The organism is Parasedimentitalea huanghaiensis (assembly GCF_009753675.1).
Classification (GTDB): domain Bacteria; phylum Pseudomonadota; class Alphaproteobacteria; order Rhodobacterales; family Rhodobacteraceae; genus Parasedimentitalea; species Parasedimentitalea huanghaiensis.
The window spans coordinates 250,595-277,157 of sequence record NZ_WQLV01000006.1 but is presented as its reverse complement, the minus strand read 5'-3'; the positions used below and the strand labels follow the sequence as shown (position 1 = coordinate 277,157).

General features: G+C 52.8%; 23 protein-coding genes. 13 read left to right on the top strand and 10 right to left on the bottom strand.

Features of this window, described 5'->3' with window-relative positions; translation table 11 throughout:
* Positions 1 to 157: 157 nt before the first annotated feature.
* The 3 genes from GO984_RS12235 to GO984_RS12225 all read right to left on the bottom strand — a co-directional run bounded on the left by GO984_RS12235 (position 158) and on the right by GO984_RS12225 (position 5,207).
* On the bottom strand, positions 158 to 3,154 hold the full coding sequence (locus GO984_RS12235; protein WP_157022792.1) for an aminotransferase class III-fold pyridoxal phosphate-dependent enzyme: 2,997 nt from the start codon (positions 3,152 to 3,154) through the stop codon (positions 158 to 160).
* Positions 3,155 to 3,245: 91 nt separating this feature from the next.
* Positions 3,246 to 4,295 carry a ferrochelatase gene (gene hemH / locus GO984_RS12230; protein WP_157022791.1) on the bottom strand — a complete coding sequence of 350 codons (1,050 nt, stop codon included), beginning with the start codon at positions 4,293 to 4,295 and terminating at the stop codon, positions 3,246 to 3,248.
* 81 nt (positions 4,296 to 4,376) lie between these two features.
* Positions 4,377 to 5,207: a methyltransferase domain-containing protein gene (locus GO984_RS12225; RefSeq protein ID WP_138162745.1), complete on the bottom strand. Its 831-nt coding sequence runs from the start codon at positions 5,205 to 5,207 to the stop codon at positions 4,377 to 4,379.
* A gap of 17 nt (positions 5,208 to 5,224) precedes the next feature.
* Between GO984_RS12225 and GO984_RS12220 the strand changes: the two genes are divergently transcribed.
* The 4 genes from GO984_RS12220 (at position 5,225) to GO984_RS12205 (ending at position 7,587) form a co-directional block, all read left to right on the top strand.
* Complete coding sequence (locus tag GO984_RS12220) at positions 5,225 to 5,950, top strand: ComF family protein (protein ID WP_157022790.1); 726 nt, start codon at positions 5,225 to 5,227, stop codon at positions 5,948 to 5,950.
* Positions 5,951 to 6,043: 93 nt separating this feature from the next.
* Complete coding sequence (grxC, locus tag GO984_RS12215) at positions 6,044 to 6,301, top strand: glutaredoxin 3 (protein ID WP_138162746.1); 258 nt, start codon at positions 6,044 to 6,046, stop codon at positions 6,299 to 6,301.
* Positions 6,302 to 6,316: 15 nt separating this feature from the next.
* Positions 6,317 to 7,147 carry a carbon-nitrogen hydrolase family protein gene (locus GO984_RS12210; RefSeq protein ID WP_157022789.1) on the top strand — a complete coding sequence of 277 codons (831 nt, stop codon included), beginning with the start codon at positions 6,317 to 6,319 and terminating at the stop codon, positions 7,145 to 7,147.
* A complete protein-coding gene (locus GO984_RS12205; RefSeq protein ID WP_138162748.1) occupies positions 7,147 to 7,587 on the top strand; it encodes a MarR family winged helix-turn-helix transcriptional regulator in 441 nt (146 codons plus the stop codon). The genes GO984_RS12210 and GO984_RS12205 overlap by 1 nt, the downstream gene beginning before the upstream one ends.
* 237 nt (positions 7,588 to 7,824) lie before the next feature.
* Here GO984_RS12205 and ubiG read toward each other — a convergent pair whose 3' ends face one another.
* Positions 7,825 to 8,571 carry a bifunctional 2-polyprenyl-6-hydroxyphenol methylase/3-demethylubiquinol 3-O-methyltransferase UbiG gene (gene ubiG / locus GO984_RS12200; protein ID WP_157022788.1) on the bottom strand — a complete coding sequence of 249 codons (747 nt, stop codon included), beginning with the start codon at positions 8,569 to 8,571 and terminating at the stop codon, positions 7,825 to 7,827.
* Between the two features lie 50 nt (positions 8,572 to 8,621).
* On the opposite strand from ubiG, the gene pip reads away from it, so the two are divergent.
* The 6 genes from pip to infB all read left to right on the top strand — a co-directional run bounded on the left by pip (position 8,622) and on the right by infB (position 15,980).
* Complete coding sequence (gene pip / locus GO984_RS12195) at positions 8,622 to 9,596, top strand: prolyl aminopeptidase (protein ID WP_157022787.1); 975 nt, start codon at positions 8,622 to 8,624, stop codon at positions 9,594 to 9,596.
* A complete protein-coding gene (locus GO984_RS12190) occupies positions 9,597 to 10,445 on the top strand; it encodes an ABC transporter substrate-binding protein (protein WP_157022786.1) in 849 nt (282 codons plus the stop codon). It begins immediately after the preceding gene.
* Positions 10,446 to 10,637: 192 nt separating this feature from the next.
* Positions 10,638 to 11,216: a ribosome maturation factor RimP gene (rimP, locus tag GO984_RS12185; RefSeq protein WP_138163011.1), complete on the top strand. Its 579-nt coding sequence runs from the start codon at positions 10,638 to 10,640 to the stop codon at positions 11,214 to 11,216.
* A complete protein-coding gene (nusA, locus tag GO984_RS12180) occupies positions 11,216 to 12,844 on the top strand; it encodes a transcription termination factor NusA (RefSeq protein ID WP_157022785.1) in 1,629 nt (542 codons plus the stop codon). Before rimP ends, nusA begins: the two co-directional genes overlap by 1 nt.
* 44 nt (positions 12,845 to 12,888) lie before the next feature.
* Entirely contained in the window at positions 12,889 to 13,497 is a 609-nt protein-coding gene (locus tag GO984_RS12175; RefSeq protein WP_245231085.1) for an RNA-binding protein, read from the top strand.
* Positions 13,497 to 15,980, top strand: coding sequence for a translation initiation factor IF-2 (gene infB, locus GO984_RS12170; protein WP_157022783.1), 2,484 nt, complete (start codon positions 13,497 to 13,499; stop codon positions 15,978 to 15,980). The genes GO984_RS12175 and infB overlap by 1 nt, the downstream gene beginning before the upstream one ends.
* Positions 15,981 to 16,112: 132 nt before the next feature.
* Here the strand turns inward: infB and GO984_RS23820 are convergent, their stop codons facing one another.
* The 4 genes from GO984_RS23820 to GO984_RS12155 all read right to left on the bottom strand — a co-directional run bounded on the left by GO984_RS23820 (position 16,113) and on the right by GO984_RS12155 (position 18,908).
* Complete coding sequence (locus tag GO984_RS23820) at positions 16,113 to 16,247, bottom strand: hypothetical protein (protein ID WP_280817677.1); 135 nt, start codon at positions 16,245 to 16,247, stop codon at positions 16,113 to 16,115.
* Positions 16,248 to 16,432: 185 nt separating this feature from the next.
* Positions 16,433 to 16,831 carry a (deoxy)nucleoside triphosphate pyrophosphohydrolase gene (locus GO984_RS12165; protein WP_157022782.1) on the bottom strand — a complete coding sequence of 133 codons (399 nt, stop codon included), beginning with the start codon at positions 16,829 to 16,831 and terminating at the stop codon, positions 16,433 to 16,435.
* On the bottom strand, positions 16,828 to 18,054 hold the full coding sequence (gene argJ, locus GO984_RS12160; RefSeq protein WP_157022781.1) for a bifunctional glutamate N-acetyltransferase/amino-acid acetyltransferase ArgJ: 1,227 nt from the start codon (positions 18,052 to 18,054) through the stop codon (positions 16,828 to 16,830). The genes GO984_RS12165 and argJ overlap by 4 nt, the downstream gene beginning before the upstream one ends.
* A gap of 2 nt (positions 18,055 to 18,056) precedes the next feature.
* Positions 18,057 to 18,908 carry a peptidylprolyl isomerase gene (locus GO984_RS12155; protein WP_157022780.1) on the bottom strand — a complete coding sequence of 284 codons (852 nt, stop codon included), beginning with the start codon at positions 18,906 to 18,908 and terminating at the stop codon, positions 18,057 to 18,059.
* 177 nt (positions 18,909 to 19,085) lie between these two features.
* Between GO984_RS12155 and secA the strand changes: the two genes are divergently transcribed.
* The 3 genes from secA to GO984_RS12140 all read left to right on the top strand — a co-directional run bounded on the left by secA (position 19,086) and on the right by GO984_RS12140 (position 24,394).
* Entirely contained in the window at positions 19,086 to 21,779 is a 2,694-nt protein-coding gene (secA, locus tag GO984_RS12150) for a preprotein translocase subunit SecA (protein WP_157022779.1), read from the top strand.
* Positions 21,780 to 21,896: 117 nt separating this feature from the next.
* The gene (locus GO984_RS12145) at positions 21,897 to 22,814 is read left to right on the top strand and encodes a hypothetical protein (protein WP_157022778.1); all 918 of its coding nucleotides are present in this window, start codon (positions 21,897 to 21,899) and stop codon (positions 22,812 to 22,814) included.
* 23 nt (positions 22,815 to 22,837) lie between these two features.
* Entirely contained in the window at positions 22,838 to 24,394 is a 1,557-nt protein-coding gene (locus GO984_RS12140) for a substrate-binding domain-containing protein (protein ID WP_157022777.1), read from the top strand.
* 25 nt (positions 24,395 to 24,419) lie between these two features.
* On the opposite strand, the gene radC is transcribed toward GO984_RS12140, so the two are convergent.
* On the bottom strand, positions 24,420 to 25,184 hold the full coding sequence (gene radC, locus GO984_RS12135; protein ID WP_157022776.1) for a RadC family protein: 765 nt from the start codon (positions 25,182 to 25,184) through the stop codon (positions 24,420 to 24,422).
* A 169-nt stretch (positions 25,185 to 25,353) separates the two neighbouring features.
* Positions 25,354 to 26,526, bottom strand: a complete 1,173-nt coding sequence (dnaJ, locus tag GO984_RS12130; protein ID WP_157022775.1) for a molecular chaperone DnaJ — start codon at positions 26,524 to 26,526, stop codon at positions 25,354 to 25,356.
* Positions 26,527 to 26,563: the final 37 nt, after the last annotated feature.

Below are 26,563 nucleotides of genomic sequence, written 5' to 3'. Positions count from 1 at the left end.
CTCTTCCAACGGTATCCTGCTGCCACTGCTGCTGCTGGTTCTGGTTGGCGCGGCTGTTGCAAGCAACTAATATTGCTTACTATCAGTTACGGAAAAGGCGGTGGTTTTCCACCGCCTTTTTTGTTGTTTAGAAGATCAATCTTAGCTGCAGTTCAGCTTAGCTAATCTCAGATAATACATGATTCAGTGTTGTCAGAATCATCTCGACGCCTTCTTTATCAATCGTCAGAGGGGGGCGAATTTTCAGGATGTTATCCTTGGGTCCCTCGCTACCGATAAGAATACGATAGTCGCGCATTCTGTTTTTAACGTAAGAACTGATTTGAGAAGCTTCAGATCCATCAGGGTTGATCAGCTCCAACCCCAGAAACAGTCCCATGCCGCGTACATCGCCAACGCAATCATATTTTTGTTCTAATGTGCGTAACCCGTCGATCAACAACGCACCCATTTGACGGGCATTGCCCTGCAAATCTTCATCATCGACAATATCCAGAACCTCTTTGCCAATTCGGCAAGACAGAGTGGATCCCCCAAAGGTGGAGAAAAATTCCGGTCCTTGGGCAAAGCTGTCAGCGATTGCTTTGGTTGTTACCAGAACTCCCAGGGGGTGCCCATTTCCAATAGGTTTCCCCATCACCACGATGTCAGGCAACGCTTCCTGATGTTCAAAGCCAAAGTAGAAGTCACCGAGGCGTCCAAGCCCGGTTTGTACTTCGTCAGCAATACAAACACCGCCAGCTGCGCGGATCTTTTCATAGACAGAAGATAGGTATCCCTTGGGTGGGATGATCTGACCGCCAACCGAAGGAAAGGTTTCGGCAATAAAGCCAGCTACACCGTGACCTTTGTTCTGCAGTGCCTCAATTGCCGGTTCGACAAGATCTGCAAATTTTTCTGCACGGTTCGCGTCATCACGTTTGAACGACCCACGGTAGTCATCAGCAACTTCGACAAGTTCCACCCAATCCGCTTGGCCGCAGCCACCTTTGGCGTTGAATTTGTAGGCCGAGACATCAATCACACCAGTGGTATTGCCGTGATAGCCATGATCCGGTGTTACCATGCCTTTGGCGCCAGTATGAGCACGGGCCAGACGCAGGGCCAGTTCGTTGGCCTCTGTGCCCGAATTGACAAAGAAACAGACTTCGAATGAATCAGGGAGTTTGGATAGGACTTTGTCGGCAAATGCGGTTTGTGCGGGATGCAAATAGCGGGTATTTGAGTTCATTCGCTTCAGCTGATCCGCAGCGACGGCCTGAATACGTGGGTGAGCGTGGCCAACATGTGGAACGTTGTTATAGGCATCCAGATAGGGGCGACCCCATTCATCAAACAGATGGTGTCTCCAGCCACGAACCAACATTACCGGGTCCGAATAAGTAAGGGATAGGTTGCCACCGAAATGGGCTTTGCGCCCAGCCAGAACCTCTTTTTTGTTGGTTGGCTGATACATTACCTTTTGATCTGGCAAGTTTAGCAGTGCAGCGGGGTTAGGACAAATTGCCTCCCACAAAACCATTTCATCAGGATCAGCCACGCCGGGCCAATCCGTTTCAATGCCTTTTGTTGTAAGGGCCAGTTGAAAATGAACATGCGGAGCCCAGCCACCGTTTTGGTTGGCATTGCCCAAACGACAAAACTCAGAACCCTTTTCAATGACGTCACCAGGGGTCAACCGGTCACAGCACTCCGGGTTTAGATGGCCGTAAAGCGTGTAAAATGCGTCATCATCCGGGGTCTTATGGCGCAGGATAATAACGCCGCCATAATCCAAATGCCTGTTGCGATTCTCGACCACAAACACTTCGCCTTGCAAGGGCGCATAAAGGGGTGTCTCTGCTGGTGCAAAGCCATCCACAGCAAGGTGAACTGTGCGTCGGTTACTGGCTTTGTATGGGCCCTTTCGAAAAGCAGGTTCTGCGTAGATTAATCGAGGCTCATGATAATACCCCAACCACAGATCTGTGCCGAATTCCTCACCAACCCGCGCAGCTTCTTCCAGCGACATATGAAAGGGGTTTTGTGGCCATATCGAGTTTTCGACAGATAGAGATCCCATGGGTGTATTAGCCAAATCTGTGCCCATCAGGGACGCAAAATTACCACGTTCTGTATCCAGATAAGCCAATACCCGATCGGCCCCATCAACCACTGGCAAGCCACAGACTGCGCGTAACTGTGCGGTCAACAAACCCTGGTGAATAGGGTGGTTCTCCAGAAACCGCCAAGCTGGGGCCTGAGATATCACCACATAGGGGTCATCGGGGTTGTCGGCCGCCATAAGGGTCGAATTGACTACGCTGACCGCCAGTCGGGCGCGTAAAAGCGGCCAGATCAGATCAACTTCAGCAGGGGTAAGTGGGTTCGCGGCGTGATATCCGGCAACCAATGCAGCCAGCGCTTGCTCGGGTTTGGCATGGTCCAAGACAATGTAAGCTCCGGCGATTGCCAGGTCGCAAATTCTAGGCGCGGTGCACATGTCGCCAAGGTCTATCAGGCCAGACATTTTTCGCGGATCGTTCAGTTCGCCGACAACCAAGATGTTGTAATCATTTGCGTCATTGTGGATCGCCTGTTTTGGCAGGTTAGCCAATGATGGCTCAATCTCCGAAAAACCTGACGCGACTTCACTCAGGATAGCGCGTCGGCTTGGATCCGTGACGCAGTCCAATTCCTTTGCAATCCAACCAGCTTGCATCAAGTCCCACTTGAAATCACGCTCCAGGCCATCGTGGCGGAAATCTTTTAGTGCATCAGCCGATAGTCCAAGAACGTGGCCAATCTCATGAATAAGCTCCAGTGTCTTGGGGTCCGTCTTGGCGTAACAGCGTCCCTGCAACCGGTTTTGCAGCCAGACCAACCGCAGATCCCCTTTGTCATCAGGAAGTTCCAACATTGCAGATCCGGAAGGAGTGCGGATTACACGGGGACAGGGTAGTTCAGGCTGTTCTGTAGCAATGTGTTCCAAGGCTAAGATCTGTACTTCAACCAACCAAGGTTCACACCCGGGGCGCATTGCTTTCAGAATGTAACCCTGACCATCGTGTCCTTCGGCAAGGAAGTTCAGATCATATTCACCGTCCAAGCGGCTTAGGTCTGCAGTGATGCCCCAGTGTTCTTGCAGGGTTGCAGCCCAATGATGTTCACTCATTTGTTCTTTCCCAATCGGCATTTATGGCGATTGCCAATCGGAATGGCTCGCCTAGTTTTTAGGTTTTCGCCACCATATTGCTACTGACCGGTTAGTCCAGCCAGCCTTGCAAATTCTCTTCGATTACCTTTGCCAGTGCGGCGATATGGGCATCATCGTCGTTCAAGCAGGGAATATAGGTAAAGCTCTCACCGCCCGCATGTTCAAAACTCTCGCGGATCTCGTCGTTGATCTCTTCTAATGTTTCGATGCAGTCAGCGGAAAATGCGGGGGCCACTACAGCGATGGATTTCTTACCTTGCTTGGCCAGATCGGCAACATGGTCCACCGTATAGGGTTTCAGCCATTCCTCCGGGCCGAATTTGGACTGGAAGGTCGTGACCAGATCAGTGTCGTCCCAGCCTAACCGTTCGCGTAAGAGCCGTGTAGTTTTCTGGCAATGGCAATGATAAGGGTCGCCTTGCTGAAGATAGCGTTCTGGCATTCCGTGGTAAGAGCAAACCAGAATATCAGGGTGTTTTTCCATCTTGGAATAGGCTTCGGAAATTGATCCTGCCAGCGCATCTATATAGCTAGGGTGGTCAAAATAAGCTGGGACTGTCCGTGCGGCGGGCTGCCAAGTTTCTTTCATCAATGCGCGGAAAAATTCGTCGTTGGCGGTGCCTGATGTGGCACCTGCGTATTGTGGATAGAGAGGCAGAAATAGAATCTTTGTACAGCCTGCATCGACCATTGCCCGGACTTTGGACTGGGTTGAGGGATTTCCGTAGCGCATACAGAAATCAACCATGACCTGATCGCCATAGCGTTCCTGCATTGTAGCTGCCATTTTTGCTGTCTGATCTTTAGTGATGGTCATCAGCGGGCTTTCGCCCTTGTCGTGATTCCAGATTGATTTGTAGGCAGCACCGGAGCTGAACGGACGTTTGGTTAGGATGATCAGTTGCAGCAAAGGCTGCCACTTCCACTTCGGATAATCGATAACCCGCTGGTCTGACAGGAACTCACCCAGATAGCGCCGCATCGGCCAGTATGAGTAATCATCTGGGGTGCCGAGGTTGGCCAGCAGAATTCCCACTTTTTCGGCCGGAATTTTTTGGTGATTGGCAGGGTAGGTGGCTTTTGTTTTAGCGTCCAGCATAGCGGAATCCTGTTAGGCTTGGTCGGGCGGATGAATAGGCATAACCCACTGCGGGTCAATCGGACAAATGGCGCGTTTGAACTATTCTGGAAGTTTGGTTTCAGGGACTTTTAGCGCATCCGCCAGACGAGAACGGGCAGATCCGGGTCGCAGTGGTTTTTGCTGTGTCTCTGAAGGTGACCAGCCAGTTAGGCAAACCATCTCAAACGTGGCTGGCAACCGATCCTGATCATTGGCAAAATGCTGGCGGTACAAGTGGTCCGCCATGTCAAATAGCAGCCTTGAGGACGGCTGTTTCTGACGATGGGCAAGGGCATTGGTTTCAGCCATGTCGCGTAGGTCGTGCATCAGGTGGAATAGATCGCGATATTCAGCAGTCAGTGGGATCAAATCCGCAACCGGCAAATTCAACCCGGCGCGTTGCAACAACGCGCCCAGATCTCGAATCTCCCCCATAGGGGCGACACGCGGTGACAGACCGCCCGTGATTCTGGTTTCAGCCTCGGCCAATACACTTCGTAATTGATGCAGGGTTTGACCTCCCAACATCAGCACCAGCAAGAGTCCGTCTTCTTTTAGCGCGCGACGACACTGGATCAACTGCCCTACAGGATCGTTAGCCCAATGAAGGCACATGGCGTGTACAACCACATCATGGGCATCGGGTTGCAACGTAATCAGATCTTCGTCAGCCACGATTTTTGCATTTGGGAGGCTGTTTTGCCAAATCTCCGCAAAAGGGGTGACGACGGCAGGGTCCGTAAAGGTTCTATTAACCATGGAAAGCCGATCCTCGACCTCATCCCGTGCCATATCATGCAGAAACAACGCTGCCCGTTTGTGTCGGTCACGGTGGAAGCGAAGAGCCTGGCGGTCGAACAAGGTCGGCGGAGTCTGGGATGCTTTGGTCATGGGGGCTATTTAGGGTGATGCTGAGGCAGATACAAACGGCTGTTGCATTGATCTACCCACCGCGATGTCTGGGCTGCGGTGGTTTGGTCGAGAGTGACTTTGGATTGTGTGGTTCATGCTGGCGCGAGACCCCGTTTATAGGGGGTACCATATGTGATGGGTGCGGCCTGCCTGTTCTTGGTGCGAACGACGGTTTTCGGTTGGAGTGCGATGATTGCATGGCGCATCCACGAGTTTGGAGCAGGGGAAGGGCGGCATTGTTGTACCGGGATCAGGCGCGGGCGCTGATACTGGCGCTTAAACATGGTGATCGCATTGATATTGCCAAGCCCGCTGCAGCCTGGATGGTGCGAGCCTCAGCTGCCTTGCTGGATGATGCGCCGCTGATTGCGCCAGTGCCGTTGCATTGGACCCGTCTGTTAAAGAGGCGTTATAATCAATCAGCCTTGCTGGCGCGTGAACTGGCGCGACAAACCGGGTTGGAGTACTGCGTCGACATGCTGCAACGACGTCGACGTACTGCCTCTCTTGACGGAAAGACCCGTGCGCAACGATTTGCGGCGCTGGGCGATGCCATATCGGCAAACACCCGACATCGGTTGCTGATGCAAGGGCGGGTCATTTTGCTGGTGGATGACGTAATGACGTCAGGCGCCACTCTGACTGCCTGCAGCGACGCTTGCCTGCAAGGGGGTGCAGCTGATGTTCGGGTGGTAACACTGGCCCGTGTCACCAAGCAGTGAATTATCGATCACGTTTTCGCGTGACCCTCGCAATTGTTGCATTGCCCCCCCAAATCCCCCACAACGTCGAAGCTGAATGAAACGGAGACCCAAATGAAAACGGTCGAAATATATACTTCGCCACTGTGCGGATTTTGCCATGCAGCCAAGCGGCTGTTGACCCAAAAGGGCGTGAACTTTGCTGAGGTGAATGTACTGGCTCAACCGGACCGTAAGCCAGAAATGATCCAGCGTGCCAACGGCGGTCGTACAGTTCCGCAGATTTTTGTAGGCGACACCCATGTGGGTGGCTGCGATGATTTGTTCGCACTGGAGCAAGCAGGTAAACTGGATCCGCTCCTGGCGGCCTAATACCGGAGTCTTTTTATGCGTACGGCCCTGTTGCAGATGACATCAAGTGATAGCCCGGTTGAAAATCTGGGCATGGTTGAAAAGATGTTGGATGAGGCCGTCTTGGGCGGTGCAGGATTTGTGCTGACCCCAGAAGTTACCAATTGTTTGAGTGCCAGCCGCAGGCACCAACAGGCCGTATTGCATCATGAAGAAGACGATCCAACATTAGCGGCGCTGCAAGATGCAGCAAGGCGGCATGGGATTTGGCTGTTGTTGGGCTCATTGGCGGTCAAGACACATGATGTCGACGGTCGGTTTGCCAATCGACAATTCCTGATTTCGCCACAGGGCGAGATCACAGCACGTTATGATAAGATCCACATGTTTGACGTGGATGTGACGCCAGAAGAAACTTATCGCGAATCCGACGGCTATCGGCCTGGTGACAGGGCAGTTGTGACAGACACACCGTTTGGTCGGGTGGGCATGAGCATTTGTTATGATGTCCGGTTCGGATACCTGCACCGGGCACTGGCCCATGCGGGTGCTGAAATCCTGACCGTTCCTGCGGCGTTCTCACATGTGACGGGCGCAGCGCATTGGCATGTGTTGCTACGAGCTCGCGCGATTGAGACCGGGTGTTATGTCTTGGCTCCTGCTCAAACCGGCCGACATCTGGCCAGTGTAGGTGCCTGTCGGCAGACCTATGGTCATTCGCTTGTGGTCGCTCCTTGGGGAGAAGTCTTGGTGGATGCTGGAATTAACTCAGGTGTGAGTTACGTTGATCTTGATATGGAAAAAGTGGCAGAAGCGCGCAGGCGCGTGCCTTCACTGACTCATGATCGGGATTTCGACGGACCCTAATGGACGACAATAATTCTCTTGCGGTTTCGCTGTTCAGCGAGATTCTAATGGCTGATCAACTAGCTCGTGCGCGACTGACCAAGGCGCTGCCCAAAGGTATGGAGCTGTCGCATTTTTCAGTGCTAAATCATTTGGCGGGTGCCGGTTTGGAGAGATCCCCAGCACAGCTCGCTAAGGCGTTCCACGTTACGCGTGGCGCTATGACGAATACGCTAAGCAAGCTGGAAGTGGCTGGCTATATCCATATTCGTCCGGATTGGGACGATGCGCGACGCAAGATGGTGGCGATTAGCCCGGCTGGTCGTCAGGCGCGTGATCGGGCTCTGGCCAGTATAACTCCGATGATTTCTGAGGTGGTAAGTGATTTGGGCGGCGACCGGGTCCGTGCAGCCTTACCCATTCTACGTGAGTTACGCTCAAAATTGGAAAGCGACGGTTGATCTGAACGTTGGCTAAATGTGGAAGCGGGGCGCCTGCTCCCAGACACCCCGCCGTTCTGATAGGTCCCGTGAGTGAGAATTTCCTATTAGAACACTGTAGCATTCACTCGGTTAAGGGCGAAATTATGCCCCTTTAACCCCCAGGGTCATTCCTGAGTGTTGAGTTTTATCTACCAACTGTGTCGAACATTAACAAAGGTGCAGAAGGATCAAGATCTATCCTAAAGGATAGGCCTTCTATTTGGGTTTAGTGCTGGCAGTGACATAGTTTACGCTAAGATCTCGGGCGGAGATTGACCAACCCCAAGTGATAGGATTGAAGAGAAAGCCCTTGCGATCCACCGGTGTCAGCCCAGCCTTTGACAGCAAATCGCAGAGTTCGTCCGGTGTGATGAATTTTGACCATTCATGTGTGCCTCGTGGTAGCCAGCGCATGACAATTTCGGCGCCGACAATTGCCATGGCAAAACTTTTGGCGTTTCGGTTAATGGTCGAACATATTTCCAAACCGCCAGGGCGTAGCAGTTGTTGGGTCGCAGTTAGATAGGCCAACGGATCTGAAACATGTTCCACCACTTCCATGTTCAACACGACATCGAATTGCTCACCTGCTTCAGCCATTGCTTCGGCAGTGGTGTGGCGGTAGTCGATTTCCAGTCCGGATTGCTCTGCATGGATGCGTGCTACGGGTAAATTGCCTTCGGCGGCGTCCGCTCCAACCACTGTGGCACCCAAGCGCGCCATTGGTTCCGACAATAACCCGCCACCGCATCCAATATCCAGCACACGTAATCCGGAAAACGGATTGCGGGAGGTCAGATCGCGATCAAATTCGCCAGAGATCTGTTGTGTGATATAGTCCAGCCGACAAGGATTCAGCATGTGCAACGGCTTGAATTTACCGTTGGGATCCCACCATTCTGCGGCCATAGCTTCGAATTTGGCGATCTCCGAAGGATCCACCGTGGATTGAGGCGCTTGCATTCCTGTCTCCGTGTGTTCTTTTAGGTCAGACATTCTCAATCAGGTCAGTAATGGACAAATACCGAGATCAAAAGCACGCAGTGCAATATCTTTACCCGCCAGTTGAAGCATTTGATCAACGGATGATCGATGTTGGGCAAGGGCATCGCATATATGTGGAGCAATGTGGCAATCCACAAGGTGTACCTGTTGTTGTGTGCCACGGTGGCCCCGGTGGCGGCAGTAGCCCGGCAATGCGGCGCTATTTTGATCCTGATGTTTATCGTGTGATTCTCTTTGATCAACGAGGCTGTGGACGATCAACGCCGCACGCATCGTGTCAGGATAATACGACCTGGCATTTGGTGGCTGATATGGAACTGATTCGCCGTCAGCTGGAAATTGATAGCTGGATGGTATTTGGCGGCAGCTGGGGCGCAACTTTGTCGTTGATTTATGCGCAGGCACACCCTGACCGGGTTCGGCATTTAATTCTGCGTGGTGTGTTCTTGATGACCGAAGCAGAATTGGACTGGTTTTATGGCGGCGGCGCTGGAAAATTCTGGCCTGAGACCTGGGCCAGATTTGTGGCTTTGATCCCTGAGAATGAACGTGGCGATATGATTGCAGCCTATAATAAGAGGCTGTTTTCCGGAAATATTTCAGAAGAAATTCGCTATGGTCGCGCGTGGTCTGCTTGGGAAAATGCGCTCGCATCAATTCATTCCAATGGAACATCAGGCGAAAGCCCAGGAGACTATGCCCGTGCTTTTGCCCGGTTGGAGAATCACTATTTCACCAATCATGGGTTTCTTGAAAAAGATGGACAAATATTGGCCAACATGGGCCGCATATCGCATATCCCAGGTGTCATCGTGCAAGGGCGCTATGATATGATATGCCCACCAGTCATGGCTTGGCGTTTAAATGAGTTGTGGCCAGCAGGCGAGTTGAAAATGGTTCGCGGAGCAGGACACGCATTGTCTGAACCGGGAATCAGCGCAGAACTGGTTTTAGTGATGAACCGCATTGCAGAGGATCTATAGATGAGTCGGATCGACCGCCGTGCACTGTTTACCTCGGGTGCTGCTGCTGCATTGCTGGCCGCAACCGGTACGTCGTTGTCCGCAGCGCCGCAGCCGGGCGGCACTTTGCGATTGGCTGTGCCACGCGAAGGTGGCTTTCTTGATGTGGTGGCGCGCGGAGCCCTGTATCATACCCTGACCGAAATTGCACCCGATGGGGTGTTGCGCGGTGAGCTTGCAAGTAAGTGGCGAAGCAATTCGGATGCACGTGTCTGGACATTCGATCTACGCTCAGGTGTTCGTTTTCATGATGGCCAGTCAATGACAGCAAATGATGTTGCGGCTTCGTTATTGGCGCATGATCTGCCTGAAAACGCGAAAATCCAGCACGTTACTGTTCTTTCTGATCAGAAACTGAAGCTAGAGTTAGTGATATCAAACCCTGGTTTCCCATATCTATTAGCTGACCCTGCGTTCATCATCGCTCGCGCGGGTCATATTGATGCGCCGCTGTCCGTGGCTTGCGGTACAGGTTGCTATCAGGTCGAGCATTTTCAGGACGGTCGGCGCTTTCGTGCAACGAAGTTCGAGAGGAACCATAAAGACGGGCAGGCGGGGTGGGTAGATCAGATCGAAGTGATTGTGATCCCTGACGCATCGGTTCGCGCCGAGGCGCTGCGCGATGGTTATGTCGATATATCGGCTCTTCCTGATCCCAGCGGCCTGATCAAGCGAGGGGATTTCCGTTATCTTCCGTCCCAGCAGGAAATGGCGCTGGCGACTCACTCAGGAATTGGTGTGCCAAAAGTGATCGGCAAGCGGGTTGCATTAGACGACGGGCGAATTGCTGAACGGTGGTGGCGGGTCTAAATCTTGCTGCTTCCAAAGGCACCGGGAAGAGGTATTTGGGACGAGAAGAACTGAGGGCTTGCAGATTCGCTCAGTCCCGCCTATATCCCAATTCAACAGCGGCGCGTCGGGCCTTGGGTACGAAGCACCATCGGAATTTTCGACGGGCCGCGCGCCCGTTTTTTTGTGCTGTAACGCATGTGATGGATCATGATGACAAACGACCTGATTGCCAAAGCTGCCATTGATCGCCGTATGGCCGAGATTATCACACCTGTGATTGAAGATCTTGGTTATGAGTTGGTGCGTGTTCGACTGATGTCAGGTAAAACAACCGCTTTGCAGATCATGGCTGACAAGCCTGAAGGTGGCATTGAGGTGGATGACTGCGCCGTGATCTCAAATGCTGTAAGTGCAGTTTTGGATGTAGAAGATCCGATCCTAGACGCCTATGCTCTAGAGGTATCCAGCCCGGGAATCGACCGACCGCTGACACGGCTGAAAGATTTCGCCATGTTTGAAGGATATGAAGCCAAGATCGAGACTGGTGAACTGATCGGTGGTCGGCGTCGTTTTAAAGGCGAGCTGGCGGGTGTCGAAGGCGAAGAGGTGCTGATCAACGTTGAAGAAGGCACCATTGGATTGCAGTTCGACTGGTTGAGCGATGCCAAATTGGTGTTGACCGACGAGTTGATCAAGGAAATGTTGCGCCAGCGTAAAGATGCAGGCGCTTTGAACGAGAATGCATTCGACGAGATCGAGACCGAAGGGTCCGAAGAGGAGAAAGAATAATGGCAATCACCTCTGCTAACCAGCTGGAACTCTTGCAGACCGCCGAAGCGGTAGCCCGCGAGAAGATGATCGACCCCAGCCTGGTTGTCGACGCGATGGAAGAAAGCTTGGCCCGAGCAGCCAAGAGCCGTTACGGTAGCGAAATGGATATCCGGGTAGCGATCGATCGCAAAACCGGTAAAGCCACGTTTACTCGAGTGCGCACAGTGGTCGAGGATGAAGATCTGGAGAATTACCAGTCTGAATTCACCGTCGAACAAGCCAAACAGTACATGGCGGAACCCGAAGTTGGTGCGACTTTCGTCGAAGAAGTACCGCCGGTCGAAATGGGCCGTATTGCCGCACAGTCGGCCAAACAGGTGATCCTGCAGAAAATTCGTGAAGCAGAACGTGACCGTCAGTTCGAAGAATTCAAAGATCGCGCTGGCAGCATCATCAATGGGCTGGTCAAACGTGAAGAATATGGCAACGTCATCGTTGATGTCGGCGCTGGTGAAGCAATTCTTCGCCGCAACGAAAAAATCGGTCGCGAGAGCTATCGCCCGAATGACCGCATCCGTTGCTACATTAAGGATGTGCGCCGCGAGCCCCGTGGCCCGCAGATTTTCCTGAGCCGGACAGCGCCAGAATTTATGGCTGAACTGTTCAAGATGGAAGTGCCTGAAATCTATGACGGTATCATCGATATCAAAGCAGTAGCCCGTGACCCGGGTTCGCGCGCAAAGATCGCTGTGATCTCATATGATGGCTCGATTGATCCTGTAGGTGCCTGTGTTGGTATGCGCGGTAGCCGGGTTCAGGCTGTTGTGAATGAGTTGCAGGGTGAAAAGATTGACATCATCCCGTGGAATGATGATCAGCCGACCTTCTTGGTGAATGCGTTGCAGCCTGCCGAAGTCTCCAAAGTTGTTCTGGATGAAGAAGCTGGAAAAATCGAAGTTGTGGTGCCTGAAGAGCAGCTGAGCCTGGCGATTGGTCGCCGTGGCCAGAACGTTCGCCTTGCGTCCCAGCTGACTGGTCTTGATATCGACATCATGACTGAAGAAGAAGAAAGCGCCCGTCGCCAGAAAGAATTTGAGGCCCGCACTGGGCTGTTCATGGAAGTTCTGGACCTTGACGAGTTCTTTGCTCAACTTCTGGTGTCCGAAGGCTTTACCAACCTTGAAGAGGTGGCCTACGTCGAACTAGAGGAGCTGCTCGTCATTGACGGTGTGGATGATGCGACAGCTGCCGAACTGCAGGCCCGCGCGCGTGACCATATTGAAGCGCAGGCCAAGGCGGCCATCGAAGCAGCCCGGGCTCTGGGTGTTGAGGACAGCTTAATCAACTTTGAGGGTCTGACCCCCAAAATGATTGAAGCCCTAGCCCAAGACGGCGTTAAGACATTGGAAGATTTTGCGACCTGCGCAGATTGGGAACTTGCCGGCGGCTGGACCACTGAGAACGGCGAGCGAATCAAGGACGACGGCATTCTAGAGCCGTTTGAGGTGTCGCTAGAAGAAGCACAAACACTGGTCATGACAGCACGTGTTCTGTTGGGCTGGGTTGATCCGGCAGATTTGGAAGTGGAAGAAGAAGTTTCCGAAGACGCAGATGAAGATGAACAACAATCGGAGGCCGAGGCCTGATCTCAGGCCTCGAGTGTTTGAACATGGGTGGCGCTAGCAACTCAATGGACCTAAGTAATGGTCCAGATCGCAAATGTCTTGCCACGGGCGAGGTGCAGCCAAAACACGGATTGGTGCGTTTTGTCGTCGGTCCGGATGGGCAAGTCGTTGCGGATATTATGGGCAAGCTACCTGGTCGTGGGGTCTATGTGACTGCCGAGCGGGAAGCTCTTGAAGTTGCAGTAAAGAAAAAACTCTTTTCGCGCGGTTTTAAAACCCAGGTGACAATGCCCGACGGGCTGGTTGATGAGGTGGAGCGGCAGATTCTGCGCCGCCTTGTCGAATTGCTCAGTCTGGCTCGTAAGTCAGGTGCAGCAGTAGGTGGCTATGAAAAAGTCAAAGACTGGCTGTCCAAAGAAGAGGCCCAGGTGCTGATACAAGCCATAGATGGGTCCGGGCGTGGTAAGTCTAAATTGAGCACGCCACACTTAGGTAGCTATATTGGTTGCCTGACCGCAGATGAACTAGGCATGGCTTTTGGCCGAGAAACTGTGATACATGCAGCGCTCTCCTCTGGTGGACTCAGCAAACGTGTTGTAGAGGAAGCGCAGCGACTGCAGGGCATGCGTAAAACAGTGGGCGGCAACGGCCGCACAGAAGGATACAAATCTTAATGAGCGATAGTGACGGCAAAAAGACTTTGGGACTTCGTGGTGGGGCCCGGCCCGGGAACGTGAAACAGAGTTTCAGCCATGGTCGGACCAAGAGTGTCGTGGTGGAAACCAAGCGTAAGCGCGTTGTGGTCCCCAAGCCGGGTGCCGGCCGGGGTGGATCAAGTTCTGCTCCTGTTGGTGACCCATCACGTCGACCTGCTGGTATCACCGATGTAGAAATGGCTCGCCGCCTAAAAGCGGTGCAGCTCGCCAAGGCACGTGAAGCGGAAGATATCGCTAAACGAGCGGCTGAAGAAAAAGAACGCGAAGAAAGCCGTGCGCGTCGCCGTGCCGAAATGGAACAGAAGGAACGCGAACAGCGAGAAGCTGAAGAGCGTGCCAAAGCTAAAATCGAAGAAGCAGAGCGCAAGAAGCGCGAAGCTGAAGTGGCAGCCGAACGAGCTGCTCCTGCCCCTGTTGCGGAAAAGCCAGCTGATGCTGCACCGCGTACTGCGAACTTTGGAAAACCTGCCCCTGCAGCGACGCCGCGTAAATCAGATCGTGAACGCGATCAGCGCCAAAACCGCGGCAAAGGCCAAGCCGACAGTCGTCGGTCGGGTAAACTGACATTGGGTCAGGCCACTGGTGGTGCCGGTAACCGTCACCGTTCAATGGCGTCGATGAAGCGTAAGCAAGAACGTGCCCGTCAAAAAGCCATGGGAACGGTTGAGCGCGAAAAGGTATTCCGCGAAGTTCAGCTGCCCGAAGCCATTTTGGTTTCTGAGTTGGCCGTTCGGATGGCGGAGCGTGTTGGAGATGTAGTAAAAGCACTGATGAACATGGGTCTGATGGTTACTCAGAACCAGACAATTGATGCGGATACTGCAGAACTGATCATCGAGGAATTCGGCCACACTATGGTTCGTGTTTCCGATTCGGACGTTGAAGACGTCATCAACGAAACTGAAGATAAAGACGAAGATCTGAAGTCGCGGCCTCCGGTTGTTACGATTATGGGTCACGTTGATCACGGTAAGACTTCGATCTTGGACGCGATCCGCAATGCGCGGGTTGTTGCTGGCGAAGCCGGCGGCATCACACAGCACATCGGTGCCTACCAGGTGAAAACCAAAGATGGTGCTGTTCTTAGCTTCTTGGATACTCCGGGCCACGCGGCATTTACGTCTATGCGTTCGCGTGGTGCCGATGTGACTGACATCGTGATCTTGGTTGTGGCTGCTGATGATGCGGTCATGCCGCAGACCATCGAAGCGATCAACCACGCCCAGGCTGCTAACGTGCCGATGATTGTTGCAATCAACAAAATCGACAAACCTGCTGCGAACCCGACCAAAGTGCGCACCGATTTGCTGCAGCACTCGGTTATCGTGGAAGAAATGTCTGGTGAAGTTCAGGACGTTGAAGTCTCGGCGACCACTGGTCAGGGTCTGGACCAACTGCTAGAAGCCATTGCGCTGCAAGCAGAAATTCTGGAGCTGAAAGCTAACCCTGATCGTGCTGCCCAAGGTGCCGTGATCGAAGCTCAGTTGGATGTTGGCCGTGGACCGGTTGCGACTGTTCTGGTTCAGAACGGTACACTGCGCCAAGGCGATATCTTTGTTGTGGGTGAGCAGTACGGTAAGGTCCGTGCGTTGATCAACGACAAGGGCGAGCGGATCAAAGAAGCCGGTCCTTCGGTTCCTGTTGAGGTTCTGGGATTGAACGGTACGCCTGAAGCGGGCGACGTGTTGAACGTGACCGAAACCGAAGCTCAGGCACGCGAAATTGCCGAGTATCGGGCTCAGGCTGCGAAAGACAAACGCGCTGCTGCTGGTGCTGCGACCACTCTGGAACAGCTGATGGCCAAAGCCAAGGATGACGAAAACGTCTCTGAGCTGCCTATTCTGGTTAAAGCAGACGTGCAGGGTTCAGCCGAAGCGATCGTTCAGGCGATGGCCAAAATCGGCAACGACGAAGTCCGCGTTCGCGTTCTGCACTCTGGCGTTGGCGCGATCACTGAAACCGATATCGGCCTGGCCGAAGCATCGGGTGCTCCAGTGTTTGGCTTTAACGTACGTGCCAACACTTCGGCCCGTAACACAGCCAACCAAAAGGGCGTAGAGATCCGGTATTACTCGGTGATCTATGACCTGGTAGATGACGTTAAGGCAGCTGCCTCTGGCTTGCTGAGCAACGAGATCCGCGAAAACTTTATCGGTTACGCGAACATCAAAGAGGTGTTCAAGGTTACTGGCATCGGCAAAGTCGCTGGTTGTTTGGTTACCGAAGGCGTCGCACGTCGTTCGGCGGGTGTCCGTCTGTTGCGCGATAACGTAGTTATCCACGAAGGCACACTGAAAACTCTGAAGCGCTTTAAGGATGAAGTGCCCGAAGTTCAGTCTGGTCAGGAATGTGGTATGGCATTTGAAAACTACGACGATATTCGCGCTGACGATGTTATCGAAATCTTCGAACGCGAAGAAGTGACCAGAACGCTCAAGTAAATTGGTATAGCGTTCAACTTAAGAAACCCCGGCCTAGCGCCGGGTTTTTTTGTTGTGCCTATTAAAGAAAAAGAGGGCTACTGCTGGAGTAGCCCTCGTAAATCTGTGCCGTGAGTGTGGTAGATAGACGTGTTACGCCGCCGCTTTGATTGGACGACCTTCGTATACTTTTTGGCCTACTTTTACGGCGATTTTGCCATCCGGTAGTGCTCGGACATAGGTGCCTTGGACCGAAACACATGAGCCCATCGTGATTGTACGTAGCATGTCAAATCCTCCCCAAAGGAATTACATCGGAATAAGTCTAACCCTAGTTGACATGAATTTGACACATTAAAAGTTAACAAAGTGTTCATAATTCCAGCCAAATTGTACATAATTGGCGCATCTGTGGCGATAATACACTATATGAGGTAGTAAGCCATGGGAAATTCAATTAATGGGCCGCATTCTTAGAGCCAGTCGCGCAGCACTGGTATTAGGGGGATGTCGGCTGCCGGCATGGGATAACTCCTCAAATCTCCGGGTCGCACCCATTTAAGAGTCTGGCCTTCTTGTGGAAGCGGTATGCCCTTCCACTTTCGGCAAGCAAAGAGCGGCATCAACAAGTGAAAATCATCATAGCTGTGACTCGCAAATGTCAGCGGAGCTAGGCAAGAAGACCAGGTGTTGATACCCAGCTCTTCTTCTAACTCCCTGACTAAAGCTGCTTCTGGGGTTTCGCCAGATTCCACTTTGCCGCCCGGAAACTCCCACAGACCGGCCATAGACTTCCCCTCAGGACGCTGAGCAAGCAATACCCGCCCTTCAACGTCGATTAGGGCTACAGCTGATACCAGTAGCGTTTTCATGATCGGTAATCCGCATTTATTTCTATATAGCCGTGGGTCAAATCACAGGTCCATACGGTTGTTTTGCCACCGCCTAGTCCCAAGTCGACCTTAAGAATGATTTCGTCACGCTTCATGAGCTCGGCAGCGTCTTCTTCACGGTAGTCGGGCGATACCCAGCCCTTTTCAGCAACAAGCACATCCCCAAATGAAATGGATAGCAGATCGCGATCTGCAATTGCGCCAGATTTGCCAATGGCCATAACCACGCGCCCCCAGTTTGGGTCTTCGCCAGCGATCGCTGTTTTAACTAAAGGCGAGTTGGCGATGGCGAGCCCATGAACTTTGGCTTCTGCATCTGAAACCGCACCAGTAACTTGAATTTCCACAAACTTAGTAGCGCCTTCACCATCGCGAACAACCTGGTGAGCCAGATCCAGCATTACGGATTCCAGTGCGGCAGCAAAGTCGCTGTTCCCCTTAACGTCTACTCCCGATGCCCCGGTTGCACAGAGCATTAGGCTATCGGAAGTTGAGGTGTCGCTGTCGACAGTAATGCAATTGAAGGAGCGGTTGCAGAGTTTTGCCAGCAGCGATTGTAGATCAGAGTCAGCCAGTTTGGCATCGGTGAAGATATAGACCAGCATAGTGGCCATATCCGGTGCAATCATACCTGAACCTTTGGCGACCCCTGCAATAGAGACGGCTTGACCGTCAACTTGGATTTGTGCCGATGCCCCCTTCGCAAAGGTGTCGGTGGTCATGATAGCCTCAGCGGCATCCTTAATCCGAACTTCATTAAGATCGTCCACCAAGCCGTTGATTTTGGCGGTTATGCGATCATGAGGTAGCGGTTCGCCAATTACACCAGTTGAGGCGGTAAAGACACGGGAGGCGGGCAAGCCGGTTGCCATTGCAACGGCCTCTGTGATCTCAGCCACCGAAGTTTGGCCAAAATGCCCAGTAAAAGCATTGGAGTTACCAGAATTGACCAAAATTGCAGCGCCCGCCTGAGATTCGGCGCCCAGCTTGTCCTGACAATCGCGCACTGGCGCAGAGCGTGTGGCGGACTTGGTGAACACCCCAGCTACAGTGGTACCTGGATTCATTTGGGCCAGCATAACATCAGTCCGCCCCTGATACTTGACACCAGCCGCTGCGGAGGCAAAGCGAACACCCTTAATAACAGGGAGATCCGGGAATGCAGCAGGTGCCAGAGGTGAGCGAGACATCGATTGCGCCATAGTTAGTTCCTTACGAGATCGAGGTTTTGAAGAATTGCGGGGTCTAGATCTTCGACTTCTGGACGCTCAATTTCAGCTGAGGTGGTTAGTTCGTTTACACGCGCTTCAACCGCTTCGTTTTGCAGCTTGGTGGCCAACTCTTCGCGAACAGCCTCAAACTCCGGAGCGGATGTTTTTCGGCGCTCATTCAAAATAATCACATGCCAGCCAAACTGTGTTTGGATGGGATCGGAGACCTCTCCCGACTTTAACTTAAGCACGGCTTCTTCGAATTCGGGTACCATGCGGCCTTTGCCAAACCAGCCAAGCTCACCTCCACTGGGGCCAGATGGGCCGGTAGATTTTTCTTGCGCTAGTGTTGCGAAGTTGGCGCCGGCATCGAGTTCCAACTTCACGATTTGAGCTTCTTCTTCGGTTTCGACCAAAATGTGCGAAGCATTGAACTCATCGCCACCATCACCATCCGAGTATTCGGCTTCATAAGCGGCAAGCAAATCTTCCTCGGTGGTAGCTTTACGCATTACTGTTTCAATTACTTCAGCCGCAAGCAGTGACCGCGACTCGTTTTCAAGCGAGAGTTCGATGTAATGAGGAACTTCGCCGTGCAATGCTTGCTTTAGGGCTGTCTGTTGGATCAATTGGTCCAAAATCGCATTGTATAAAACATCTGCGGGCAGCTGCTGATACTGCGCGGGCAATGTTGCGCGCGACAAAATCATATGACCAATAGTAATTTCTTCACCGTTAACAACGGCAACAACTGTATTGGCATGCGGGGCAGCTGTAGCAGGTACCGGCAACATCAATAGAGCGGACATAGCCACACCGGACAAAAAAGTGATACCTTTGCGCATTCAATTCTTCCTATTTTTATGCCGTAAAACGGGCATAGCGTTGACACTGTATACCCCGCCGCTTACATCGATTTGTGGCCTTCGGCAGGACCGTCTTTCTCCCTTTGTTTATGGGTTGCAGGCAGGACGGGCAAGCCTGCCTAATTTTAGGGCCAGAGACAGGACGTTGGAGAACACATGCTGGGTATCGGAACAATCGCCAAAAAGGTTTTCGGGACACCGAACGACCGCAAGATCAAGGCGACAAAGCCGCTGATCGCAAAGATCAATGCGCTGGAACCCGAGTTTCAAAAACTCAGCGACGAGGGCCTGAAAGATAAGACAAACGAGCTGCGCAAGCGAGCGCTTGAAGGCACTTCGCTCGACGAGCTTTTGCCTGAAGCATTTGCGAATGTGCGTGAAGCAGCGCGACGCGCCCTAGGTCTGCGCGCCTTTGATACCCAGCTAATGGGTGGCACGTTCTTGCATCAGGGTAGCATTTCCGAGATGAAAACTGGCGAGGGTAAAACTCTTGTTGCAACATTCCCGGCCTATTTGAATGCCCTAACCGGCAAAGGCGTTCATGTGGTCACGGTGAATGAATACCTTGCCAAGCGAGATTCAGAGTGGATGGGCAAAGTGTTTGCCCAATTGGGTATGACCACTGGCGTCATCTGGTCCAATATGCCTGAGGCCGAGAAAAAGTCTGCCTACGACTGCGATATTACCTATGCCACCAATAACGAACTGGGCTTTGACTATCTTCGCGATAATATGAAGTCCGATCTGGATCAACTGTTCCAGAAGTACCATAACTTTGCGATCGTCGATGAAGTTGACAGTATTCTGATTGATGAAGCACGGACCCCGCTGATTATTTCTGGTCCGGCCGAGGACCGTTCAGATCTCTATTCGAGCATTGATCAAGTGATTCCACTGCTGAGCGATGATCACTATGAGTTGGATGAGAAAACCAAGGGCGTAACTTTCACCGACGAGGGCAACGAATATCTGGAACAGCAACTGCAAGAACGCGGTCTACTGACAGAGGGTGCCTCGTTGTATGATCCGGAAAGCACATCGGTTGTACACCACGTCAACCAGGCGTTGCGAGCGCATAAGCTTTTCCAGCGAGACAAGGATTACATCGTTCGCGATGGCGAAGTGGTGCTGATTGACGAATTCACAGGTCGGATGATGGCCGGTCGTCGGATGTCCGAAGGTCTGCATCAGGCAATCGAAGCGAAAGAAAATGTGACGATCCAGCCAGAAAACACCACTTTGGCCTCAGTTACCTTTCAAAACTACTTCCGTTTGTACGACAAACTATCGGGTATGACGGGTACGGCGCTGACTGAAGCTGAAGAATTTTCCGAGATTTATGGGTTGGGAGTGGTGGAAGTTCCCACCAACAAACCGATCGCACGCATAGACGAAGACGACCGTGTTTATCGAACGGCAGCTGAAAAATATACTGCCATGATTGATGAGGCCAAAGTGGCTCATGCCAAAGGGCAACCCGTTCTGCTTGGTACAACGTCGATTGAAAAATCTGAACTGTTAAGTCAACTGCTCGAGAAGGAAGGCGTTAAACACAACGTTCTGAATGCGCGCCAACACGAGCAGGAGGCACAGATTGTTGCGGATGCGGGACGTCTGAATGCGGTAACTATTGCTACCAATATGGCTGGTCGCGGTACGGATATTCAACTTGGCGGTAACGTCGAAATGAAAGTGCTGGAGGTCCTAGAGCAAAACCCGGATGCGGATCCAGTAGCTCTACGAGCTGAAGAAGAAGCACGGCACGAAGAAGAAAAGAAAAAGGTTCTCGAAGCCGGTGGACTGATGGTAATGGCATCAGAACGCCATGAAAGCCGCCGGATTGACAACCAGCTACGTGGCCGTTCGGGACGTCAGGGCGACCCAGGCACAACCCGCTTTTACCTAAGCCTTGAAGATGATCTGATGCGTATTTTTGGCTCAGAGCGGCTAGACAAGTTGTTGACAACGCTGGGTATGAAAGAAGGCGAAGCCATCATTCACCCTTGGGTGAACAAGTCGCTGGAGCGCGCTCAGGCTAAAGTCGAGGGTCGTAACTTTGACATGCGTAAGAACGTTTTGAAGTTCGACGATGTGATGAATGATCAACGTAAAGTAATCTTTGGCCAACGCCGTGAGATTATGGCCGCCGCGGATCTGTCTGATATCGTTGGCGATATGCGACACGAGGTCATTGATGACCTGCTGGATGTTCACATGCCACCCAAAACCTACGCTGATCAGTGGGATACTGAAGCTCTGCACGACCAGGCTTTGGAAAAGTTGGGTATTGACGTTCCCGTTGTTGATTGGGCTGCCGAAGAAGGCGTGGATGATGAAGAAATCCGCGAGCGCCTGATCAAGGAAAGCGACGAGTTGATGGCCAAAAAGGCCTCTGCTTTTGGCCCGGAAAATATGCGCAACATTGAAAAACAGATCTTGTTGCAGACCATTGATACGAAATGGCGTGAACATCTTTTGACATTGGAGCATTTGCGCTCAGTTGTTGGGTTCCGTGGGTACGCTCAGAGAGACCCGCTGAACGAGTATAAAAACGAGAGTTTCCAGCTGTTCGAAAGCATGTTGGATGGGCTACGTGAAACTGTCAGCCAGCAGTTGAGCCATATTCGTCCGATGAACGAAGAAGAGCAGCAGAAAATGCTACTTGAAATGGCTGCTCGCCAAGCGGCAATGCAAAGTGCAGCAAGTGCGCCTGTGCAAGCCCCAGCGGGAGAGGCTGCGCCAGGTTTTGTTGAAGATGATCCGACAACTTGGGGTAGCCCGTCGCGTAACGATAAATGTCCTTGTGGATCCGGCCAAAAGTTCAAACACTGCCACGGCAAACTGGCCTAGTTCATAGTCCGATAGGGGTAAATTAGTTAAATTTGCCTGAATCAAACCGAAAGGCGGCCACAAACTGGTCGCCTTTCTGCGTCATTCTATATTCACTTACCTGGTGGAGAGAATGTGATGTTAAACAAGCGTATGATGGTTATGAGCGGAGCAACGTTGGTTTCGGCGCTTGCAATTGGATTCGTCATGCAGGAAGGCTCGGCAGCCAGAGCCCCTCAGGAAACCGCTACCGCTACGGTTGATGCTGACTTGGTCCTGCAGGAAATCACCCTGACCTCTATTGCACCAGCTGAGGCCCCTGAGGTTGCGGAACGTGATGCCGTAGCATTTGAATCAAAACGGGTCGAAGTAAGGCCTGTTGACGCTTCCTGCGAGGCTACGGCTACAGCTTCGGCTACGGCTGTTGAACAAGCCAATGTTCATCTAACGTTTTCAGCCCCATGCCACGGGAACGCGCGGGTTACCGTGCATCATTCGGGGCTTATGTTTACAGCAACCACGAATGATGATGGCGACCTGGACATGCAGGTACCTGCTCTGGCTGAAACGGCAGTCTACATTGTCGAGCTGGCCTCGGGACCTGGTGCTGTCGCTTCTACCCAGGTGAGTGGTTTAGATCAGATAGACCGGGTGGCGTTGCAATGGACAGGTAACAGCGGTTTCGAAATCCACGCACGTGAATTTGGTGCGCAATATGGTCAGGCTGGTCATATCTGGTCGGGAGCAAATGCGAATAGTCAGACCAGTCAGGTACAGCGGCTGGGTGATGCTAACCAATTGGCGCCCCGTATGGCCGAGGTCTACAGTTTCGCCCGAAATACAGCTGAAAACAGCGGAATAGTTGCCCTGAGCATCGAGGCCGAAGTTTCGGCTATCAACTGTGGCCGTGAAATTTCTGCGCAGACGCTTGAGTTGCGTGAAGACCGAAAGTTGAGAACTCGGGATCTGGAGTTGTCGATGCCAAATTGTAACGCAATTGGTGATTTTCTGGTGTTGAATAATCTTGTAGAAGACTTGAAAATCGCCTCAAAATGATTTGCGGTTAATCAGGGTTTCCTATGGCTTGGTATCGTGCGGCGTTTAGTGCCGCACTCTTTCTTTTTAGCTCAACGCTTGTTGCAACTGCGCAGGACGTAACGCTCTCCTCACCAGACGGAGCCGTTGCGATCACTGGTGATCTGTTGGGGTTTGACGGTCAGTTCTATCGAGTAGACACCCAGTTTGGTGAATTGACTGTGGATGGATCAGGGGTGACCTGCGATGGGCCGGGTTGTCCAAGTCTATCGAGCTTTATTGCCGAGCTGACCTTGTCAGGATCTTCAACGATGGCCGAGGTGCTGTTACCTGCGCTGATCGAAGGATTTGCGTTGAGAAACGGCTATCAGACCCGCCGTGACGGCCTGCCGGACGGAAATTTTGACTATCTTCTTTTGCAGGGGGACCAAATCCCGGTCGCGCGGTTCACCTTTTTGGTTAGCAACACAGATGAAGGTTTTGCTGATCTTCTAGCCAACGAAGCGGACATGGTGATGGCATCACGTGAGATCCGTTCGGAAGAGCGCAAGTTGGCGCAAGACGCTGGTATGGGTGATATGACTGGCGCCAGCCGCAGCCGCGTTCTGGCATTGGATGCTTTGGTGCCCATAGTGGCACCGGTTAATCCTGTAACAAACATACCCGTACCACAGCTTGCACAGGTGTTTGCTGGAAAAATCACGAACTGGCAGGAACTCGGCGGCCCGGATGCCCCGATTTCACTTCATCTTCCGGTAGCCGGATCGGGATTGGCTCAGGCTGTCGAAGATCGACTGTTGAAACCCGCAAACGTGTCGCTGTCTCAGGATCTGCGTCGCCACGACCGGAGCAGCGGTTTGGCGCGGGCTGTGACGACGGATCCATTTGCCATCGGTATTGCCAGCTATGCTGAGACGGGTACAGCGCGCACGCTGACCTTAAGCGGCGCTTGTGGCTTTGCGGTGGCAGCAGGACGGCGCGCTATCAAGACTGAGGATTACCCGCTGAGTGCGCCAATGTTCTTGTATTTGCCAGCGCGGCGACTTCCCAAGATTGCTCGCGATTTTCTGAGCTATGCGCGTGGCCCGGCCGCCCAAATTGTGATTCGTCGTGCGGGGTTTGTTGACCAGGCCCCGGAAGAAATTCCGGTGAAAGCACAGGGACAACGACTGGCAAATGCCATTCAGGCCGCTGGTGAAGAAGTTGATCTCGTAGAGCTCCAACGCTTGGTCGCTTTACTTAGAGGAATGCAACGTCTGACTACGTCCTTTCGGTTCGAAACCGGATCGACACGGCCGGATGCGCAATCCCGTGCTAACATCGCCCAGCTGTCCCGTGCGATTGAAGTCGGGGATTATGATGCCAAGAGGTTGGTCTTTGTTGGCTTCTCCGACGGGGAGGGGCCAGCTGAGGGTAATCGGAAAATTGCGATGAAGCGTGCCGAAGCGGTGAGAGATGCGGTGGTCAAAGCCGCAGAGACCGCCAATATGGAGCGTTTGCAAGTTGACGTAGATGCCTTTGGCGAAGCTCTTCCAATGGCTTGCGATGACAGTGGATGGGGTCGTCAAGTGAACCGCCGGGTTGAGGTCTGGTTGCGCTGACTGGTGCCGCGGGGGGCATGGGTTTCTATAGATAGCCTTCGGTGCGAAAACTCAGTTCTCGGGATTTGCCGATAATCAGGTGATCGTGGAGAACTAACCCCAGCGCCAGTAGTGCGGTGTTTATTCTGTCAGTCATGTCTATGTCACTCTCCGATGGGGTTGGGTCCCCAGAGGGATGATTATGGACGAGAATCAGTGCGCTAGCGTTTAGCTCTAATGCGCGCTTTGCGACTTCGCGCGGATAAACCGGGACATGGTCAACCGTGCCTCGGGCCTGCTCTTCATCGGCGATCAAGACATTTTTGCGATCAAGGAACAAGACTCGGAATTGTTCAGTTTCGCGATGCGCCATGGTTGTATGACAATAGTCCAGAACGGCATCCCAGCCGGAGATAACCTGTCTTTGCATCACCTTGGAACGGGCCATACGCTGTGCCGCGGCCTCAAGAATTTTGAGGTCGGTGATGACCGCTGCACCAATGCCCACAACTTCTTTCAAGCGCTCAGGAGGTGCGGTTATGACACGGTTAAAGTCTTGAAATTTGTCCAGCAAAGCACGGGCTACAGGTTTGACATCGCGGCGCGGAATCGAGCGGAACAGGACAAGTTCCAGTAACTCGTAGTCGGGCATCGCAGTTGCACCACCTTGCGTGAACCGTTCACGAAGACGGGCGCGGTGGTCTTGGATGTATGAAGGTAGCCGACCTTTTGGGAGCGGCTCTAATGTCGCTTCTTCCCCGCCCTGAAACAGCGGCAGAGAGGTGTCGTGAAAGGCGCCTCGCCGTGTCATAGGGACAATTTTCTGCCTCTATAGTTGATAAAGCGTTAACGTCGATGGTTTGATAGCTGACCAAGAAATTGCCGATTGGGTTTATTGGAGACAACAAGCTTTTCTTCCGGCCAGAAAAAAAGGCGCCAACTGGAGAGCTGGCGCCTTTTAATGATCAATATTGCAGATCTTATTGGCTTTTCATCGAATCCCAGAAACTCTTCACTGAGGAGAAAAAGCTACCAGATTCCGGGTTGGTGGTCTCTTCGGAAAGATCCTCAAACTCGCGTAGCAATTCCTTTTGGCGGCTGGTTAAGCTGACCGGAGTTTCTACTGCGAGTTCAATGAACATGTCGCCCGAAGCACCACCACGCAGGGCAGGCATGCCCTTGCTACGTAGGCGCATCTGACGGCCGGACTGGCTGCCTTCGGGAATTTGTACGCGTCCACGCCCGCCATCGATGGTAGGCACTTCGATGGCGCCACCCAATGCGGCCTTGGCCATGCTGACTGGAACCCGACAGTAAAGGTTTAGGCCATCACGTTCGAAAAGCTTGTGCGGCGACATTTCGATGAAAATGTAGAGATCACCGGGAGGGCCGCCCCGCATTCCGGCCTCACCTTCGCCGGATAGACGAATGCGGGTGCCGGTTTCGACGCCAGCTGGGATGTTAACGGATAGAGCCCGGTCTTTTTCGACTCGACCATGACCACCGCAGCTCTTGCAAGGGTTCTTGATAACTTGTCCAAGGCCCGAACAGGTCGGGCAGCCACGTTCAACAGTAAAGAATCCCTGTTGTGCGCGCACCTTGCCCATGCCTGAGCATGTCGGACAAGTTGTCGGCTCAACACCACCTTCTGCCCCAGTTCCCTCGCAGCCAGTACAGCTAACTGCGGTGGGTACGTTGATGGTTTTTTGCAGCCCGGCAAAAGATTCTTCGAGTGTAACGCGCAGATTATAGCGAAGGTCTGCACCACGCGCAGCGCGGCGTCCACCGCCGCCAGCACCACCGCGTTGGCCACCCATGAAGTCGCCAAACAGGTCGTCAAACACATCAGAGAAGGCAGATGAGAAGTCGCCGCCGCCGCCGCCAAAGCCTTGGCCTGGGCGCGCGCCGCCGTTTCCACCCATGCCGTTTTCAAAAGCGGCATGACCAAAACGGTCATAGGCGGCTTTCTTGTCGCCGTCTTTCAGAACGTCATAGGCCTCGTTGGCCTCTTTGAACTGCGATTCAGCGTCCGGGTTGTCTTGGTTCCGGTCGGGGTGCAGTTCCTTGGCTTTCTTGCGATAGCCTTTTTTGATTTCGTCGGCAGAGGCCCCTTTGGCCACGCCTAGAATATCATAGTAGTCACGCTTGGACATCGGTTTATCCCTTCTGCCTCAACGAAAGTGGGCCGGC